Below are 16,683 nucleotides of genomic sequence, written 5' to 3' on the forward strand. Positions count from 1 at the left end.
CTTCTGCGGCGCTATCGCAGCCAATTTTCAACTCTCAATCCCGGCACGCGGGAAAATTCTCTCTCATTATCCGTCACGACCACGGCATCCAAAGCCAGAGCGTGCGCAGCGATCAGCATATCCATCTGACCGATTGGAGTACCCATCTCTTCCAGCCTCGAGCGGATGACCGCGTAATGTTCGTCCGCTCGCACATCATATTTTTCAACGCCAAGCACGCCGAAAACATCTGCAAAGCGGTTTGCCAGTTTTTTAGACTGACGTTTTTCGATCCCGAACCGAACTTCGCTCGCAACGATGATGCTCGTAAAAACACCATCTTCGCCGATCTCAGCCACACGCTGGAAGACCTTCCCCTGCGGATTATTCATCATGTCAGAGACGATATTGGTATCGAGCAAGTACCGCACTTACTATTCGCTCTCACCCAGATCGACCGGTTCAGGAGGATAATCCTCGATCTCCGGCATGCGATCTTCGTCAGACAGTGGTTCCAAAGAAGCCAGAAGCGCCAGCAACGATTTCTTCTTCACCGGATGCACCAGCAGATCGCCATTCTCCGTCATACGCACCTCGACCTGATCCGCTTCGAACTCGAATTCCTTTGGAATTCGAATGGCCCGGCTTCTCCCATTGTTGAAGACCTGCGCAATCTTGACGACATTCATGACCGCCTCCATCCCGTGATATGACAAAGCATATCACAAGATTTGTCAAAACCCAACTTACTCCGCCGCAACACCCAGCTTCATCCGTTCCATGTCCTCAAGCGCACGGCGGTATTCGACCGGCATGACCTTGCGGAATTTGGGGCGGAACTCGCTCCAGCGGTCGAGGATGTCCTTGGCGCGGTTGGAGTTGGTGTAGTGGAAGTGGTTGGAGATCATCTGGTAGAGGCGCTCCTCGTCGTGGCGTGTCATGTCTTCGGAAACGTCCACACGTCCCTTGTGCATGAGGTCGCCACCGTGGTGGTGCAGCTTTTCCAGCATGTCGTCTTCTTCCGGCACCGGCTCCAGCTCGACCATGGCCATGTTGCAACGCTTGGCGAAATCGCCCTGCTCATCCAACACATAGGCCACGCCGCCGGACATGCCGGCTGCGAAGTTGCGGCCGGTTTCACCCAAGACAACAACAATACCGCCCGTCATATATTCGCAGCCATGGTCACCCACGCCTTCGACAACGGCGATGGCACCGGAGTTACGGACGGCGAAACGTTCACCCGCCACACCACGGAAATAGCACTCGCCGGTGATCGCACCGTAAAGAACCGTGTTGCCGACGATGATCGAGTTTTCCGCGACGATGCGGGCATTTTCCGGCGGACGCACGATGATGCGGCCACCCGACAGACCCTTGCCAACATAGTCGTTGCCATCACCCACCAGATCGAAGGTGATGCCGCGGGCGAGGAACGCGCCGAAGGATTGACCCGCCGTGCCGCGCAGCAACACGTGGATGGTGTCGTCCTTCAGGCCCTTGTGGCCCCAACGCTTGGCAAGCGCACCTGAGAGCATCGCACCGGCAGAGCGGTCGACGTTCTTGATCGGCACTTCGAAAACCACGGGCTCGCGGTTTTCGAGAGACGGCATCGACTTCTCGATCAGCTTGCGATCGAGAACGTCATCGATCGGGTGCTTCTGGCGTTCGGTCCAGTAGGTTGCTTCCTTCGGTGCATCGACCTTGTGGAAGATGCGGCTGAAGTCGAGACCCTTGGCCTTCCAGTGCGCCAGCATCTCATCCTTTTCGAGCAGTTCGGAAGCGCCGATGATCTCATCCAGCCTGGTCACGCCCAGCGAGGCAAGAATTTCGCGGACTTCTTCGGCGACGAAGAAGAAGTAGTTGATGACGTGTTCCGGTGCGCCCTTGAAACGCTTGCGCAGAACCGGGTCCTGCGTGGCAACGCCTACCGGGCAGGTGTTCAAGTGGCACTTACGCATCATGATGCAACCAGCCGCGATCAGCGGAGCCGTCGCAAAGCCGAATTCATCGGCTCCCAAGAGAGCGCCGATGATGACATCACGACCCGTCTTCAAGCCGCCATCCACCTGCAAGGCGATGCGCGACCGAAGGCCGTTCATAACCAGCGTCTGCTGTGTCTCGGCAAGGCCGATTTCCCATGGGGAACCGGCGTGCTTGAGCGACGTCAGCGGAGACGCACCTGTGCCACCGTCAAAACCGGAAACGGTGATGTGGTCCGCACGCGCCTTGGCAACGCCCGCCGCAACCGTGCCGACGCCGACTTCGGAGACGAGCTTGACGGACACATCGGCTTCCGGGTTGACGTTCTTCAGGTCGTAGATCAGCTGCGCCAGATCTTCGATGGAGTAGATGTCATGGTGTGGCGGTGGCGAAATGAGGCCGACGCCCGGCGTCGAGTGACGCGTCTTGGCAACCGTCGCATCCACCTTGTGGCCCGGCAACTGACCACCTTCGCCGGGCTTGGCACCCTGCGCGACCTTGATCTGCAACATATCGGCATTGACGAGATATTCTGTCGTCACACCGAAACGACCGGAGGCGATCTGCTTGATGGCGGAGCGTTCTGGGTTCGGCTTGCCGTTGAGAAGCGGCAGATAACGGTCGGATTCTTCGCCGCCCTCACCCGTGTTCGACTTGCCACCGATGCGGTTCATGGCAATAGCGAGCGTGGTGTGCGCCTCACGGCTGATGGAGCCGAAGGACATGGCACCGGTGGAGAAACGCTTGACGATATCGACGGCAGGCTCGACCTCGTCGACAGAGATCGGCGTGCGGCCCAGCGCTTCCGCGCCCTTGACCTTGAACAGACCGCGAATGGTGTTCATACGCAGGTTGGTGTCGTTCACCATCTCCGCGAATTCGCGATACCGCTCCTGGCTGTTGCCGCGCACGGCATGCTGCAAGGTCGCAACCGCATCCGGGCTCCAGGCATGGTTTTCGCCGCGCATGCGATAAGCATATTCGCCACCGATATCCAGCGTACTGGCGAGTATCGGGTCCTTGCCGAACGCGTCTGTGTGACGCGACACGGTTTCCTCGGCAATTTCCGTCAGGCCAACGCCTTCAATTTGCGTGGCTGTGCCAAAGAAATATTGCTCGATAAACTCCGAAGACAGGCCGATGGCGTCGAAAATCTGCGCGCCGCAATAGGACTGGTAGGTGGAAATGCCCATCTTGGACATGACCTTGAGAATGCCCTTACCGACGGCCTTGATGTAGCGATAGACGACTTCATCATCCGACACTTCCTTCGGAAACGCATTATGCTTGTGCATGTCCAAAAGCGTATCGAAGGCGAGATAGGGGTTGATGGCTTCGGCACCATACCCTGCCAGCAGGCAGAAATGGTGCACTTCGCGCGGCTCGCCGGTTTCAACGACAAGGCCAACCGAGGTGCGCAAACCCTTGCGGATGAGGTGGTGGTGCACGGCAGCGGTTGCCAGCAACGCAGGAATGGCAATGCGGTCTGGCCCCAACTGACGGTCGGAGAGAACGATGATGTTGTAGCCGCCGCGAACAGCGGATTCCGCACGCTCACACAGACGGTCCAGCATCTCAGGCATGCCTTCGGCACCACGCTCCACGGCGTAGGTGAAGTCCAGCGTCTTGGTATCAAAACGGTCCTCGGTGTGACCGATGGAGCGGATCTTTTCCAGATCGCCATTGGTCAGGATCGGCTGGCGAACTTCCAGACGCTTCGCGCGGGCTGCACCCTCATGGTCGAGAATGTTCGGGCGCGGGCCGATGAAGGAGACAAGGCTCATCACCAGCTCTTCGCGGATCGGGTCGATCGGCGGGTTGGTGACCTGCGCGAAGTTCTGCTTGAAATAGGTGTAAAGCGACTTCGACTTGGACGACATCGCCGAAATCGGCGTGTCGGTACCCATAGAGCCGATGGCTTCCTGACCTGTCGTGGCCATAGGCGACATCAGAAGCTTGGTGTCTTCGCTGGTGTAACCAAAGGCCTGCTGACGGTCGAGCAGCGATACGTCGCGACGCAGCGCGCGCGGCTCGACGGGCTTCAGGTCTTCGAGGATCAACTGCGTGCGGTCCAGCCATGTCCGGTAGGGATGCTTGGCGGCAAGCTCGTGCTTCACATCCTCATCGGAAATGATCGCACCCTTTTCCATATCGATCAGCAGCATCTTGCCGGGCTGCAAACGCCACTTCTTGATGATGCGCTCTTCCGGCACCGGCAATGTGCCAGCTTCGGATGCCATGATGATGCGGTCATCATCGGTCACGAGGTAACGGGCCGGGCGCAGACCGTTACGGTCCAGCGTCGCGCCGATCTGCTTGCCATCGGTAAAGGCAACGGCGGCAGGGCCATCCCATGGCTCCATCAGCGCAGCGTGATATTCGTAGAATGCCTTGCGTTCCGGCGACATGGATTGGTTGCCAGCCCATGCCTCGGGGATCAGCATCATCACGGCATGCGCCATGGAGTAACCGCCGCGCACAAGGAATTCGAGCGCATTGTCAAAGCAGGCGGTGTCCGACTGTCCCTCATAGGAAATCGGCCAGAGCTTGGAGATGTCTTCGCCAAACAGTGGCGAAGCAACGGAAGCCTGACGCGCGGCCATCCAGTTGACGTTGCCGCGCAGCGTGTTGATTTCGCCGTTATGGGCGACCATGCGGTATGGGTGCGCCAGCTTCCACGACGGGAAGGTGTTGGTCGAGAAGCGCTGGTGGACGAGCGCGACTGCGCTTTCGAAACGCGGATCGGCCAGGTCCTTATAGTAGGCACCGACCTGATAGGCCAGGAACATGCCCTTATAGACGATGGTCGAGGAGGACAGCGAAACAGGATAGAAATCCTGCGCTTCCTTGCCGCCGCCCGCATCGTAAATGGTGTTGGAAATGACCTTGCGGATCAGGAACAGCTGACGCTCGAAATCGGCATTGATGGCGGCATCACGACCGGCACCGATGAAGACCTGCACATGGTGCGGCTCGGTGGCGGCAATTTCGGGCGCTTCCGACAGAGAGGAGTTATCGACAGGCACATCACGGAAGCCGAGGAACTGCTGACCGGCGTCGGCGACGACGTCGATGATGACCTTCTTGTAGTGCTCGATTTGGGCGGCATCGCGCGACATGAAGATGTGGCCAACGGCGTATTCGCCAGCCTTCGGCAGCGTCACGCCCTGAAGCGCCATTTCCTCGCGGAAGAACTTGTCGGGGATCTGCACCAGAATGCCGGCACCATCGCCCATCAATGGGTCGGCACCGACGGCACCACGGTGGGTCAGGTTTTCGAGAATGAACAGACCATCCTTGACGATCTGGTGCGACTTCTGGCCCTTCATATGGGCGACGAAGCCGACGCCGCAGGCATCATGCTCGTTGCGCGGATCATAAAGACCCTGCTTTGGAGGCAGACCACCAATCGTCGCGCGCAAGGCAGCCTTCGGCTGGGCGCTCGTCGGACAGTCATTGGTCAAGGTAGCAGCGGCGTTTTCGCCTTCCAGCTTGATCGTCATTTTCGTCCCTCCTGCAACAGGTTGCATGGTTCACGCAGAGAGGCGGATGCTCAACCTCCTCACCGTTTCCGGATAATGGCTTTGCGTCCGCTTGTCAATTTAGGACAGCAATGCTGTCTCAATTCTGATGGGATTTTGACAGAAACAGCCACGCTCTGCAAGTCCACCTCAACATTTTATAAACACAGAAAATGACGCTATATGTCTCGGTCGTGAATCTTCGCGCAATTTTCTTCCGACAAAGCGACGAAATCATTGCTTTCATTGCTGGATTTGCGTTCCCCGCGATAAGGCCATAGAACGACAATCGTTTGGCAGTCCGGCCACTCCCAACTCATCGAAAGTGCAGACCCATGTTTTTTGCTTCCGACAACTGGGCAGGCGCCCACCCCGCAATCAATGAGCGGTTGATGAAAGAATCCACCCGGTTCGCAGCCGCTTACGGCACAAGCGAGCTGGACCGCGCCATTGAAAAGCGCTTCAACGAGATTTTCGAGCGCGAAGTCGCCGTGTTCTTCGTCGGCACCGGCACCGCTGCCAATTCTCTGGCCATGGCCAGCGTCGCCCGCCCCGGCGGCATCGCTTTTTGTCACTCCGAAGCCCATGTCATCGAGGATGAGTGCGGCGCGCCGGTGTACCTCTCCAACGCCTCCCGCCTGATGCCGGTCGCCGGACCCAATGGCAAGATGCTGCCGAAAAACCTCGAAACCGCCATCGGCCGCTTTCCGCCCGGCTCCATTCATCAGGGCCAGCCGATGCTGGTGACAGTAACACAGGCAACGGAACAAGGCACGGTCTACGAGCTGGATGAAATCGACGCCATTTCGGCAATTGCCAAAAAAGCCAGCGTGCCGCTGCACATGGATGGCGCGCGTTTCGGCAACGCCATGATCGCGCTAGACACCACACCGGCGGAAATGACATGGAAGCGCGGCGTCGATATCCTGTCCTTCGGCGCAACCAAGAACGGTTGCTGGTGCGCGGAAGCCATTGTCTACATGGACCCGAAAACGGCAGAAGACCTGCCCTTCATCCGCAAGCGCTCCGCCCAGCTTTTCTCCAAAACCCGCTTCATGGCCGCCCAATTCGACGCCTATTTCAAGGACAACCTGTGGCTGGAACTGGCCACCCACGCCAACGCCATGGCAACCCGTCTGCGTGACGGCCTCTCAGCCTCCAACAGCGCACGATTGGCTTGGCCGACACAGTCCAACGAGCTTTTCGTGGTTCTGAACAAAGACAAGGCCAAGGCCGCCAAAGAGGCCGGTGCCAGCTTCTACGACTGGCCCGTCCCGCACGACATGCCGGAACCTGTTGGAGACAATGAACAGTTGATCCGCCTCGTCACCAGCTTTGCGACGCTCGAAAACGACGTGGATGATTTCTTGCGGATTTGTGGTGGGGCTTAGACCTAAGTTTATTTCGTCACCCCGCACTTGATGCGGGGTCCAGTGCGATCAAGTCCTTGATCGCAAAAGACTCTTCTGCGCCGCGGACGCGGCGCACTGGATTCCGGCTCAAGGCCGGAATGACGGAGGAGACGTATCTGTCGCCATCGACTGAGATTCAACAATCAGTCTCGCTGCCGCGGCTTAAACGCCCGGAACCATGCCCTTCGCCATGACCAACCTGGACAGCGCCTCCACCAGTTCCGCATCTGCCCCTTTCCTCGGCTGAAGCACGAACTCAACGTCTTCCAGCAAGGGCAGTGACCCTTTCGGCAGTTCCCGTAAGCCCGATGGTGCCATGCTGCGGGGCTGGACGAGAACGCCCATTCCGGCGCGGGCGGCAGCCGTCAACCCGCTGAGGCTGGCGCAGGTGCAGACGATACGCCAGGCGAAACCGGCGCGGTCGAGCGCTTCCTGGGCAGCCTTGCGGGTGATGCTGGGCGGTGGAAAGGCGATGAGCGGCAGGGCGTGTTCGCGTGACAGGACAGCGTCGGGGTCCTTGGCCAGCCACACCAGTGGCTCGCGGTAGAGAAAATGGCCGAGGTGATCGCCCAGCCGTCTTTTGGCAAGCACCACATCCAACTCGCCATTGTCCTGCATTTCGTAAAGAGAGCCGCTGAGTGCCACCGTCAACTCCAGATCGACCAGCGGATAGAGCCGGGTGAACTCCTCGAGAATAACCGTTAGACGGCTGGCCACGAAGTCTTCGGAGACGCCGAGCCGCAGGCGGCCACGCAGCTTGCTCTCGCCAAACAGCGCCGCGACCTTGTTGTTGATATCGAGCATGCTGCGGGCATATCCCAGCAGCGCCTCCCCCTCCGGGGTCAATCGAACCCTGTGCGTGTCACGCGCAATCAACCGTTGACCGAGAAAGGCCTCCAGCCGCTGAATATGCTGGCTGAGCGTGGATTGGCCGATGCCCAGCCGTTCTGCGGCATGGGTGAAACTCATGGTTTGTTCCAGCGTCACGAAACTGGCAAGGTGCTGGAGATTGAGCATCGTTATCTCACATCATGATAACTGTTAGTTTTTGCATCTGCTTTCATGATGAGGGATAATGCCCATCAGTTCAATGCAAAACCGGAAAAACGAAAGCACGCCGCCATGAGCCGCTTCCTGCCCGACCGATTCACCATGATGCTGGTCGCTACCGTCATCATCGCTTCCTTCATGCCCGTCAGCGGGCAAGCCGCCGAATACTTCGGCATCGCTACCAAATGCGCGATTGCGCTTCTGTTCTTTCTGCACGGCGCACGTTTGTCCCGCGACGTGGTGATTGCTGGCATTCTGCACTGGCGTTTGCATCTGATCATTCTGTTCGTCACCTTCGGCCTGTTTCCACTGATCGGCGTTGGCCTCGGTTATATTCCCCAGAGCATTCTGCCCGCTCCGCTTTATATGGGCGTTCTGTTTCTCTGCGTGCTGCCCTCCACCGTGCAATCCTCTATCGCCTTCACCTCCATGGCGGGCGGAAATGTTCCGGCGGCGATCTGCTCGGCTTCGGCATCGAATATTTTCGGCATGTTCCTGACGCCGCTTCTGGTTGGCCTTCTGTTTACCGTCGGCGGCCATGGCGGCGGATTTTCGCTCGATGCCTTCGGACAGATATTCCTGCAATTGCTCGCACCCTTCATCGTGGGTCAAATCCTGCAACCATGGATCGGCGACTGGATCCGCGCCCGCAAAAAGCTGCTGGCTCCCGTGGATCGCAGCTCAATTCTGATGGTGGTCTATTTGGCTTTCAGTGAAGCGGTCATCGAAGGTATATGGCACCAGTTTACACTGCGCGACATCGGCGTCGTCATCGGCATCGACATGGCTCTGCTTGCCGTTGTCCTGTGCATCACCATGTTCGGCAGCCGCCTGCTCGGTTTCAACAAAGAAGACGAAATCACCATTACCTTCTGCGGCTCGAAGAAGAGCCTGGCGAGTGGCGTGCCGATGGCAGGCGCAATCTTTGCAGGCCAGAGCATCGGCGCAATCGTCTTGCCCCTCATGCTGTTTCACCAGATACAGTTGATGGCCTGCGCCGTGATCGCGCAGCGATATGCCAGCAAGGCGAAGACAATCGAAACGCAAAAAACCGCAGAGATCGCGCTTGCGCCAGAACAAACAAAAACGGCCCTGCAATGAGGGCCGTTTCGTCAGATGTTACGATAGAGGCTTAGTTGACCTGAGAAGGCGTAACCTGCGCTTCGATCTGCTTTGGCTCATCCGTCACGTCTGAAACAATCGCAATGCGGCGCGGTTTCATGGCTTCGGGAATGTTGCGCAAGAGATCGATGTGGAGCAGGCCGTTCTTCAGAGAGGCGTTCTGAACCTCGACGTGATCGGCAAGCTGGAAGCGGCGCTCGAAAGCGCGCTTGGCGATACCGCGATAGAGGAATTCGCCTTCGCTCTCCTTGTTTTCTTCCGTCTTCTCGGCCTTGACGGTCAAAACATTGGCGCGGGACTCGATGCTGAGCTCGCTTTCGTCAAAACCGGCGACTGCCATGGTAATGCGGTACGAGCTTTCGCCGGTGCGCTCTATGTTATAGGGCGGATAGGCTTGCGCCTGCTCCGGCTGGCCAATGCCATCGAGCATGGAAAAAAGTCGGTCGAAACCAACTGTGGAGCGATAAAGCGGTGAAAAATCAACGTGACGCATGGTGTCCTCCTGTGAGCGACTGTTTGCGGTTAAAGCCTTCACCCCGATTGGGCGGTGAAGACCCGGATACGGCCCCGTTCTGGCGACCGTAACCAAGAGATGGGAAGGCTTTTGAGCAAGTTCAAGAGATGTCATGACGCTGAATATGCCTGAACATCATCTGAACGAGCGGTTCCGAAATCGTTCAGTTTCACAACGCTATTCATCGGGACATCGGAGACAACCTCCGGCGACAGAAGATATTGTCCCTTTCTTCTGTCACATTCGCCGGAACCGCGACTGCTAAGCCCGACGGTTCCGGCAATTTTTCCTTTGACGTGCAAAGACGCGCAACTTATCCCGTTGTGAAACACCTTTCAGTGCCAAGTCGGAACCACCATCCATGACCGAAGCCATCTTGCATGCGACCAAGGGCAACCCCGTGCCTGAGAACCATTTCGCAGGCTATTTCACCGGTCATAGAAACAAGAAGCTGCGCTATGCGGTGTTTCGCTCCAGCCAGTCCGTGGCGCGCGGCACGATTGTTCTGCTGCATGGCCGCAATGAATGTATCGAGAAATATTTCGAGACGATCAACGATCTGACCGCCAAGGGTTTCTGGATCGCCACCTTCGATACCCGCGGTCAGGGCGGATCGGAGCGGCTGCTGAAAAAAGCCCATGCCGGATATGTCCGACGCTTTTCCGATTACCAGAAGGATATATCGCTGTTTCTGGAGCAGGTCGTTCTGCCGGATACGCGCCTGCCGTTCTTCATGATTGCCCATTCCACCGGCGGGCTGGCAGCGCTGTCCATGGCCCCGACACTTTCCAACCGCATAGAGCGCATGGTTCTGACCGCGCCCTTCATCACGCTGGGCGGGCAATCCGTGCCGAAACCGTGGATCAGAGCCATCGCCACGTGCCTCAGCATGATCGGACTTGGCGGCGTTCAACTCGGCAAAGACCAGCGCGAGCGGCATTTCGAAGATAACCCCCTGACCTCGGACCCGGTTCGCTTTGCCCGCAACGCCTCGATCGGCCTCGAACACCCAGAACTCTTCATTGGCGCACCCACGGCGCGCTGGCTGTTTGAAGTGCTGAAAACGATGCCGTGGGTCATCCGGCAGGATCACCTCACCAAAATTACCGTGCCGACCCTGCTTCTGGCCCCCGTGCTGGATGCCATCACGCCCTATGCGGCGCAGGAGGAGCTATCGCGCAACTTCCGGGCGGCGCAACTTATCCCTGTCACGGGTGCGCGCCACGAGCTGCTGCTGGAGCGAGACGTCTATCGCAACCAGGCGCTAGCCGCCATCGACGCGTTTTTCGCGCCGGACGCCTGATCTGAAAGTCCGACGCCCGCAAGCCTTGGCAAGATAAAAACAATGCTGCAAGACTTGGACACGCGCTCGCGCCGCGTGGCAGATATTCCGTGCCCAAAAGCCTGATATCCTGGGGAGGAGACAGATGACAGACAACACGCCTCTATGGACGCCATCAGAAGCGTTTCAACGGTCGACGCCGATCTATGCCTTCATGCAGCATTGCAACGCCGCTTTCGCCCAAAATATGGCCAGCTACTCGGATTTGCACAAATGGTCGGTGGATCACAGTGCCAATTTCTGGACGGCGGTTTGGGATTTCTGCGAAATCAAAGGGCAACGCGGCGAGCGGGCATTGATCAACGGCGAGCAGATGCTGGACGCAGCATTTTTCCCCGATGCCACGCTGAATTTTGCAGAAAACCTGCTGTCCACCAAGGGCAGCACCGATGCCATCATATTTCGCGCAGAAGACAGGGCGTCCGACCGCTGGTCCTGGGACCATCTGCATGAACAGGTCTCGAAGCTTCAGCAGGCATTCAAGGCGCTTGGCATCGAACCCGGCGACCGTATAGCCGCGATGATGCCGAACCTGCCTGAGACGGTGGCCTGTATGCTGGCGGCAACATCCATCGGTGCCATCTGGTCATCGTGCTCTCCGGACTTTGGCGAACAGGGCGTGATGGATCGCTTCGGGCAGATCGAGCCCAAGCTGTTCATCGCCTGCAGCGGTTATTGGTATAATGGCAAGCTTCTGAACGTTGCCGATAAGGTTGGAGCCATCGCCCGACGTCTTGGCTGTCCCACCTTGATCGTGCCCTATGCCGGTGGCGTAACATCCGCGCTGGAAACCACCGACGGTGCGCGTCTGCTGGAAGATTTCATCCAGCCTTTCAAGGCGAAACCTGTCGAGTTTACACAGCTACCCTTTTCGCACCCGCTCTTCATTCTGTTTTCCTCGGGAACGACTGGCATTCCCAAATGCATCGTCCACTCTGCCGGCGGCTCCCTGCTGCAACTGATGAAGGAACACCGGCTGCATTGCGGTGTCGTTCCGGGCGAACATATTTTCTACTTCACGACGTGTGGCTGGATGATGTGGAACTGGCTGGTGGCGGGTCTGGCGGCCGGGGCAACCATCTGCCTCTATGATGGCTCGCCCTTTGCACCTGATGGCAACGTCCTGTTTGATTATGCGCAGGCTGAAAAATTCACCCTCTTTGGCACCTCCGCCAAATATATCGATGCCGTCCGCAAGAGCGGCCTCACACCCATCACTACGCATGATCTGACGTCCCTGCGGCTGATGACCTCCACCGGCTCGCCCTTGTCGCCGGAAGGTTTTTCATTCGTCTATCAGGGAATCAAGGCCGATGTTCAGCTTGCGTCCATTTCAGGCGGCACGGACATCGTATCGTGCTTCGTGCTTGGCAACCCGCTGTCGCCCGTGTGGCGTGGCGAAATCCAGGGGCCGGGTCTGGGCCTTGCCATTGATGTCTGGGACGAACAGGGACACACGCTCCGTGAGGCCAAGGGCGAGCTTGTCTGCACCAAGGCTTTCCCGTCCATGCCCGTCATGTTCTGGAACGACCCGGATAAGGCGAAATACAAAGCCGCCTATTTCGAGCGTTTCGACAATGTCTGGTGCCACGGGGATTTCGCGGAATGGACCCGGCATGAAGGATTGATCATCCATGGCCGCTCCGACGCCACGCTCAACCCGGGCGGCGTGCGCATCGGCACGGCCGAAATCTACAATCAGGTTGAACAGCTTGCCGAGGTGGAAGAGGCAATTTGCATCGGCCAGGATTGGCAGGAAGACGTGCGCGTCGTTCTGTTCGTTCGGCTGGCAGCGGGCGTTCATCTCGATGAGAAATTATCGAATGCGATCCGCAACAAGATCCGCATGGGCGCGTCGCCCCGCCACGTTCCGGCAAAGATCATTTCGGTCCCGGATATTCCTCGAACAAAGTCTGGAAAAATCGTCGAGCTTGCCGTTCGCGAGGTCGTTCACGGGCGGACGGTGAAAAATCTCGAAGCCTTGGCAAATCCCAACGCGCTGTCGCATTTTGCAAATCGCACCGAACTACAGACGTGAGTTCGCGCTCGTCCTCAAAAGAAAATGGCGGCGCAGGTAACGCCGCCATGACAAGACTTTGGCTGAGCGCATGGCTCAGCCCCGTCCGCCTTATTCCATTCCGAGTGCGGCCATATAGGTCTGCAAAATCGTTTCTTCTTCGATACGCTCGTTGGCGTCCTTCTTGCGCAGACGGATGATCGTGCGGATCGCCTTGGTGTCGTAACCACGGCCCTTGGCTTCGCCCATCACGTCCTTGATATCACCGGAAATCGCGGCCTTTTCTTCTTCCAGGCGCTCGATACGCTCGATGAACTGGCGCAGTTCGGCGGCGGCTACGGTCTCGGTTGTCGCTGTTTCGTCCATCATTTTATCCTTTGTGGTGGCGGCTCATGGCCGAGCCCTGTTCTGCATATGGCGAGATGATCGCCCGCTGCTGTTGAGGCAGCAAAATTCCCGGCTGGTGACCTGCCCGCCTGCGGGCCTCACGTCAAGCCGTTTCCGGTGGTGGAGCGCTATTCCTTAGGTCTGTTTTGTTCGAATGCGGCTTTCTGTGCCGCGCTGGCCTCGCCCTGATGCAGGCTTTTCCACTGGTCATAGGGCATGCCGTAAACCATCTCGCGGGCCATATCCTTGCTCACCTCTTGGCCCGCATCCTTCGCCGCTTCGGCGTACCAGTTGGAAAGGCAGTTGCGGCAAAAACCGGCCAGATTCATGAGGTCGATGTTCTGCACGTCGCTGCGTTCGCGCAGATGCTGGAGAAGCCTGCGGAATGCCGCAGCTTCCAGTTCGGTTTTCGTAATATCGTCAAGTTCGCTCATCGTGCTCTCCCGTCAATATGGTCCTGTCCGCGAGGCGAACTGCTGGTAGTCGTGCAAGGCGGGATCATCGTTCATTGCGGCAAAAATAGGGGCGAGACGCTCGCTCCAGCTTGTAATGCCCGCCTCATCCGCGATCAGGTCCTGGCGCACTTCCAAAAGTGCATGCGGAATGCCTGGGACCATGCAATGGCGATACATGGTGTCACCCTTCAACGCGCCGTCATAGGGTTCATTGTCACCAACGAGAATGTCGCCCGCTGCACGCAAACCATCGAGCAAGGGCAGGACGGCGCGGTGGTCCGTGTCCCACAGCACGGCGGCATGCCATGGACGAGCGGTTTCTTTCCAGAACGGCGTGTAGGAATGCAGCGAAAGCACCAGCGGTGCCTTGCCCGATTGCGCGGCGACTTTATCCAGAACCGACCCGATCGCCTGATGATAAGGGCGGTGATAGCTATTCAGGCGCAGGTCCCATTCTTCGTCCGTGATGGGATGATTGCCAGCAATGATCGCGCCATCGGAAATTTTCATGACCAATGTCGGGTCGTCCTCGCCCCTGTTAGGATCGATCAGCAAGCGCGAAAAACGGCTCATCACCGCAGGCACGCCAAGCTTGGCGGCGAGCTGCCGCGTCAGGCCTTCGATGCCGATATCGAAGGCGATGTGGCGTTGAAAAGCGGCTTGCGGAAGGCCGAGATTGCCGTAAATTGGCGGAAGAAGGTTCATGGCATGATCTGCAAGCAGAACCATGCCTTTGTCATAATCGCCTTCTATGATTTCGTATGGCTGGAAGTCTGTCATTGTTGATTTCTTGAGCCGATAAGGGAGAGACGCTTGATGCCATGGCTAGATGCCACGCGCAAGTTGAGATGGAGAGACTGCCATCGACATCACCGTTCACGATATTTCATACAGATACAATCGATTGAACTTGCGTTGACTTTCGTGGGCGTCCGCGCCAAGAAGTGTTCTCATTTTATAACCATGGAATCCGGATGGAAGCCGTGACACAGACATTCTCCGCTAAGCTTCAAAAACACCGACGCGCGATTCGCCTGTTTTGCGCAGCCACCCTCTTCACCTCACCGCTTCTTCTTGCAGAACCGGCATTGGCTGATTTCCGTGTCTGCAACAGCACACAGAACCTCGTGGGCGTAGCCATTGGCTACCGCGCGCAGGATGGCTGGATCAGCGAAGGCTGGTGGCAGGTTCCCGCCTCCACATGCGCCACCCTGATCGAGGGTGAGCTGCAATCACGTTATTATTATCTCTACGCCGAAGATGCAGCCCGCGGTGGCAGGTGGACAGGCGACGTCAACATGTGCGTTGCCGAAAACGAGTTCAAGATCAACGGTGTCGACGATTGTTATGCCCGTAGTTTCCAGCGAATGGGCTTCAAGGAATACGATACGGGCAGACAGGGAAGCTGGATGGTCCAGCTTTCGGACACGCCAGGTACACAGGAAAGTCAGAACTGATGAAGCGTAACCGCAAAGTCAAAATCCTTGCAACTCTCGGTCCTGCGTCGTCCGATGAGGCAATGATCGAGAAGCTCCATCTGGCCGGCGCCGATCTTTTCCGCATCAATATGAGCCATGCCAGCCATGACGTGATGCGCAGCCTCATTCAGCGTATTCGCGCCGTCGAAAGCCGAGTTGGCCGCCCGATCGGCATTCTGGCCGACCTTCAGGGCCCGAAACTGCGCGTCGGCAAGTTTGCAGACACCAAGGTCGACCTTGTGGCCGGCCAGACCTTCACGCTCGACAACAATCAGGAGCCAGGCGACAAGAACCGCGTGTTCCTGCCGCATCCTGAAATTCTCGAAGCCGTAAAGCCGGGCGATCGCCTGCTGATCGATGATGGCAAGCTGCATCTGCGCGCTGAAAAGTGCGATGGCAAGAGCATCGTCACGACGGTCGTTTCAGGCACCAAGATTTCCGACCGCAAGGGCATCAGCCTTCCCGACACCCTGCTCGGCGTCGGCGTTCTCACCGACAAGGACCGCATCGATCTCGATGCCGTGCTGGCAACCGATGAAGTCGACTGGGTCGCTTTGTCCTTCGTACAGCGCCCGGAAGATTTGGTCGAAGTGCGCAAGATCGCCGGTAACCGCGTCGGCCTCATGTCCAAGATCGAAAAGCCGCAGGCCGTCGAGCGCATCGAAGAAATCATCGCCCTGTCCGACGCGCTGATGGTCGCCCGTGGTGACCTTGGCGTCGAAATGCCTTTGGAAGCCGTTCCCGGCATTCAGAAGCAGTTGACCCGCGCATGTCGCCGCGCTGGAAAGCCGGTTGTTGTCGCCACGCAGATGCTGGAATCGATGATCTCCGCTGCCGTTCCGACACGTGCTGAAGTCTCCGACGTGGCCACCGCCGTGTTCGAAGGTGCAGACGCCATCATGCTGTCTGCCGAATCCGCCTCCGGCGATTATCCGGTCGAAGCCGTCTCCACCATGGCATCCATCGCTAGCACCGTGGAGCAGGACCCTTACTACTCCAACATCATCTACGCGCAGCGCCCGCAGCCGGAAGCAACCGGTGCCGACGCCATCTCGCTGGCAGCCCGTCAGATTGCCGAAACACTCGGCCTGTCCGCCATTGTCACCTACACATCGTCAGGCACGACAGGTCTGCGTGCGGCGCGCGAGCGTCCGCAGGTTCCGATCATCGCCTTGTCGCCCATCATTCAGACGGCACGCCGTTTGTCGGTCGTGTGGGGTCTGCACTGTGTGGTTACCGGCGACGCAAGCGACCAGGACGATATGGTCAACCGCGCATGCCGCATCGTTGTCGATGAAGGCTTCGGTCAGCCCGGCAACCGCATCATAATCTCCGCCGGTGTTCCGCTTGGCACACCTGGCGCTACCAACATGGTCCGCATCGCCTATATCGGCTCCGACGGCCAGAGCGGCGTCTGATAGAC

General features: G+C 58.1%; 14 protein-coding genes. 6 read left to right on the forward strand and 8 right to left on the reverse strand.

Annotation, left to right across the window (positions count from 1 at the left end):
- Positions 1-11 precede the first annotated feature (11 nt).
- From DSM25558_RS17600 to gltB, 3 genes are read right to left on the reverse strand one after another with little or no spacing between them, the layout of a single operon-like run.
- Positions 12-410 carry a type II toxin-antitoxin system VapC family toxin gene (locus DSM25558_RS17600; RefSeq protein ID WP_077105990.1) on the reverse strand — a complete coding sequence of 133 codons (399 nt, stop codon included), beginning with the start codon at positions 408-410 and terminating at the stop codon, positions 12-14.
- A gap of 3 nt (positions 411-413) precedes the next feature.
- Positions 414-668 (reverse strand): antitoxin, encoded by a 255-nt coding sequence (locus tag DSM25558_RS17605; RefSeq protein ID WP_077105991.1) that lies wholly within the window; start codon positions 666-668, stop codon positions 414-416.
- A 57-nt stretch (positions 669-725) separates the two neighbouring features.
- Complete coding sequence (gene gltB / locus DSM25558_RS17610; RefSeq protein ID WP_077105992.1) at positions 726-5,465, reverse strand: glutamate synthase large subunit; 4,740 nt, start codon at positions 5,463-5,465, stop codon at positions 726-728.
- Positions 5,466-5,818: 353 nt separating this feature from the next.
- Between gltB and DSM25558_RS17615 the strand changes: the two genes are divergently transcribed.
- Positions 5,819-6,874, forward strand: a complete 1,056-nt coding sequence (locus DSM25558_RS17615; RefSeq protein ID WP_077105993.1) for a threonine aldolase family protein — start codon at positions 5,819-5,821, stop codon at positions 6,872-6,874.
- A gap of 183 nt (positions 6,875-7,057) precedes the next feature.
- Here the strand turns inward: DSM25558_RS17615 and DSM25558_RS17620 are convergent, their stop codons facing one another.
- The gene (locus DSM25558_RS17620; protein ID WP_077105994.1) at positions 7,058-7,912 is read right to left on the reverse strand and encodes a LysR substrate-binding domain-containing protein; all 855 of its coding nucleotides are present in this window, start codon (positions 7,910-7,912) and stop codon (positions 7,058-7,060) included.
- A 105-nt stretch (positions 7,913-8,017) separates the two neighbouring features.
- Between DSM25558_RS17620 and DSM25558_RS17625 the strand changes: the two genes are divergently transcribed.
- Positions 8,018-9,046, forward strand: a complete 1,029-nt coding sequence (locus tag DSM25558_RS17625) for a bile acid:sodium symporter family protein (protein ID WP_077106034.1) — start codon at positions 8,018-8,020, stop codon at positions 9,044-9,046.
- A gap of 31 nt (positions 9,047-9,077) precedes the next feature.
- On the opposite strand, the gene DSM25558_RS17630 is transcribed toward DSM25558_RS17625, so the two are convergent.
- The gene (locus DSM25558_RS17630; protein WP_077105995.1) at positions 9,078-9,560 is read right to left on the reverse strand and encodes an Hsp20 family protein; all 483 of its coding nucleotides are present in this window, start codon (positions 9,558-9,560) and stop codon (positions 9,078-9,080) included.
- Between the two features lie 382 nt (positions 9,561-9,942).
- On the opposite strand from DSM25558_RS17630, the gene DSM25558_RS17635 reads away from it, so the two are divergent.
- Both DSM25558_RS17635 and DSM25558_RS17640 read left to right on the forward strand, forming a co-directional pair.
- A complete protein-coding gene (locus DSM25558_RS17635) occupies positions 9,943-10,884 on the forward strand; it encodes an alpha/beta fold hydrolase (RefSeq protein ID WP_077105996.1) in 942 nt (313 codons plus the stop codon).
- 124 nt (positions 10,885-11,008) lie between these two features.
- Positions 11,009-12,961 carry an acetoacetate--CoA ligase gene (locus DSM25558_RS17640; RefSeq protein WP_077105997.1) on the forward strand — a complete coding sequence of 651 codons (1,953 nt, stop codon included), beginning with the start codon at positions 11,009-11,011 and terminating at the stop codon, positions 12,959-12,961.
- Positions 12,962-13,051: 90 nt separating this feature from the next.
- Here DSM25558_RS17640 and DSM25558_RS17645 read toward each other — a convergent pair whose 3' ends face one another.
- The 3 genes from DSM25558_RS17645 to DSM25558_RS17655 form a co-directional block, all read right to left on the reverse strand.
- Positions 13,052-13,309: a DUF2312 domain-containing protein gene (locus DSM25558_RS17645; RefSeq protein WP_103089095.1), complete on the reverse strand. Its 258-nt coding sequence runs from the start codon at positions 13,307-13,309 to the stop codon at positions 13,052-13,054.
- A gap of 146 nt (positions 13,310-13,455) precedes the next feature.
- On the reverse strand, positions 13,456-13,761 hold the full coding sequence (locus tag DSM25558_RS17650; RefSeq protein WP_077105998.1) for a DUF1244 domain-containing protein: 306 nt from the start codon (positions 13,759-13,761) through the stop codon (positions 13,456-13,458).
- 12 nt (positions 13,762-13,773) lie between these two features.
- On the reverse strand, positions 13,774-14,562 hold the full coding sequence (locus DSM25558_RS17655; RefSeq protein ID WP_077105999.1) for an N-formylglutamate amidohydrolase: 789 nt from the start codon (positions 14,560-14,562) through the stop codon (positions 13,774-13,776).
- A gap of 194 nt (positions 14,563-14,756) precedes the next feature.
- Between DSM25558_RS17655 and DSM25558_RS17660 the strand changes: the two genes are divergently transcribed.
- Both DSM25558_RS17660 and pyk read left to right on the forward strand, forming a co-directional pair.
- The gene (locus tag DSM25558_RS17660; protein ID WP_077106000.1) at positions 14,757-15,239 is read left to right on the forward strand and encodes a DUF1036 domain-containing protein; all 483 of its coding nucleotides are present in this window, start codon (positions 14,757-14,759) and stop codon (positions 15,237-15,239) included.
- On the forward strand, positions 15,239-16,678 hold the full coding sequence (pyk, locus tag DSM25558_RS17665; RefSeq protein WP_077106001.1) for a pyruvate kinase: 1,440 nt from the start codon (positions 15,239-15,241) through the stop codon (positions 16,676-16,678). The genes DSM25558_RS17660 and pyk overlap by 1 nt, the downstream gene beginning before the upstream one ends.
- Positions 16,679-16,683: the final 5 nt, after the last annotated feature.

The sequence above is a fragment of the Agrobacterium sp. DSM 25558 genome (assembly GCF_900100825.1).
Classification (GTDB): domain Bacteria; phylum Pseudomonadota; class Alphaproteobacteria; order Rhizobiales; family Rhizobiaceae; genus Agrobacterium.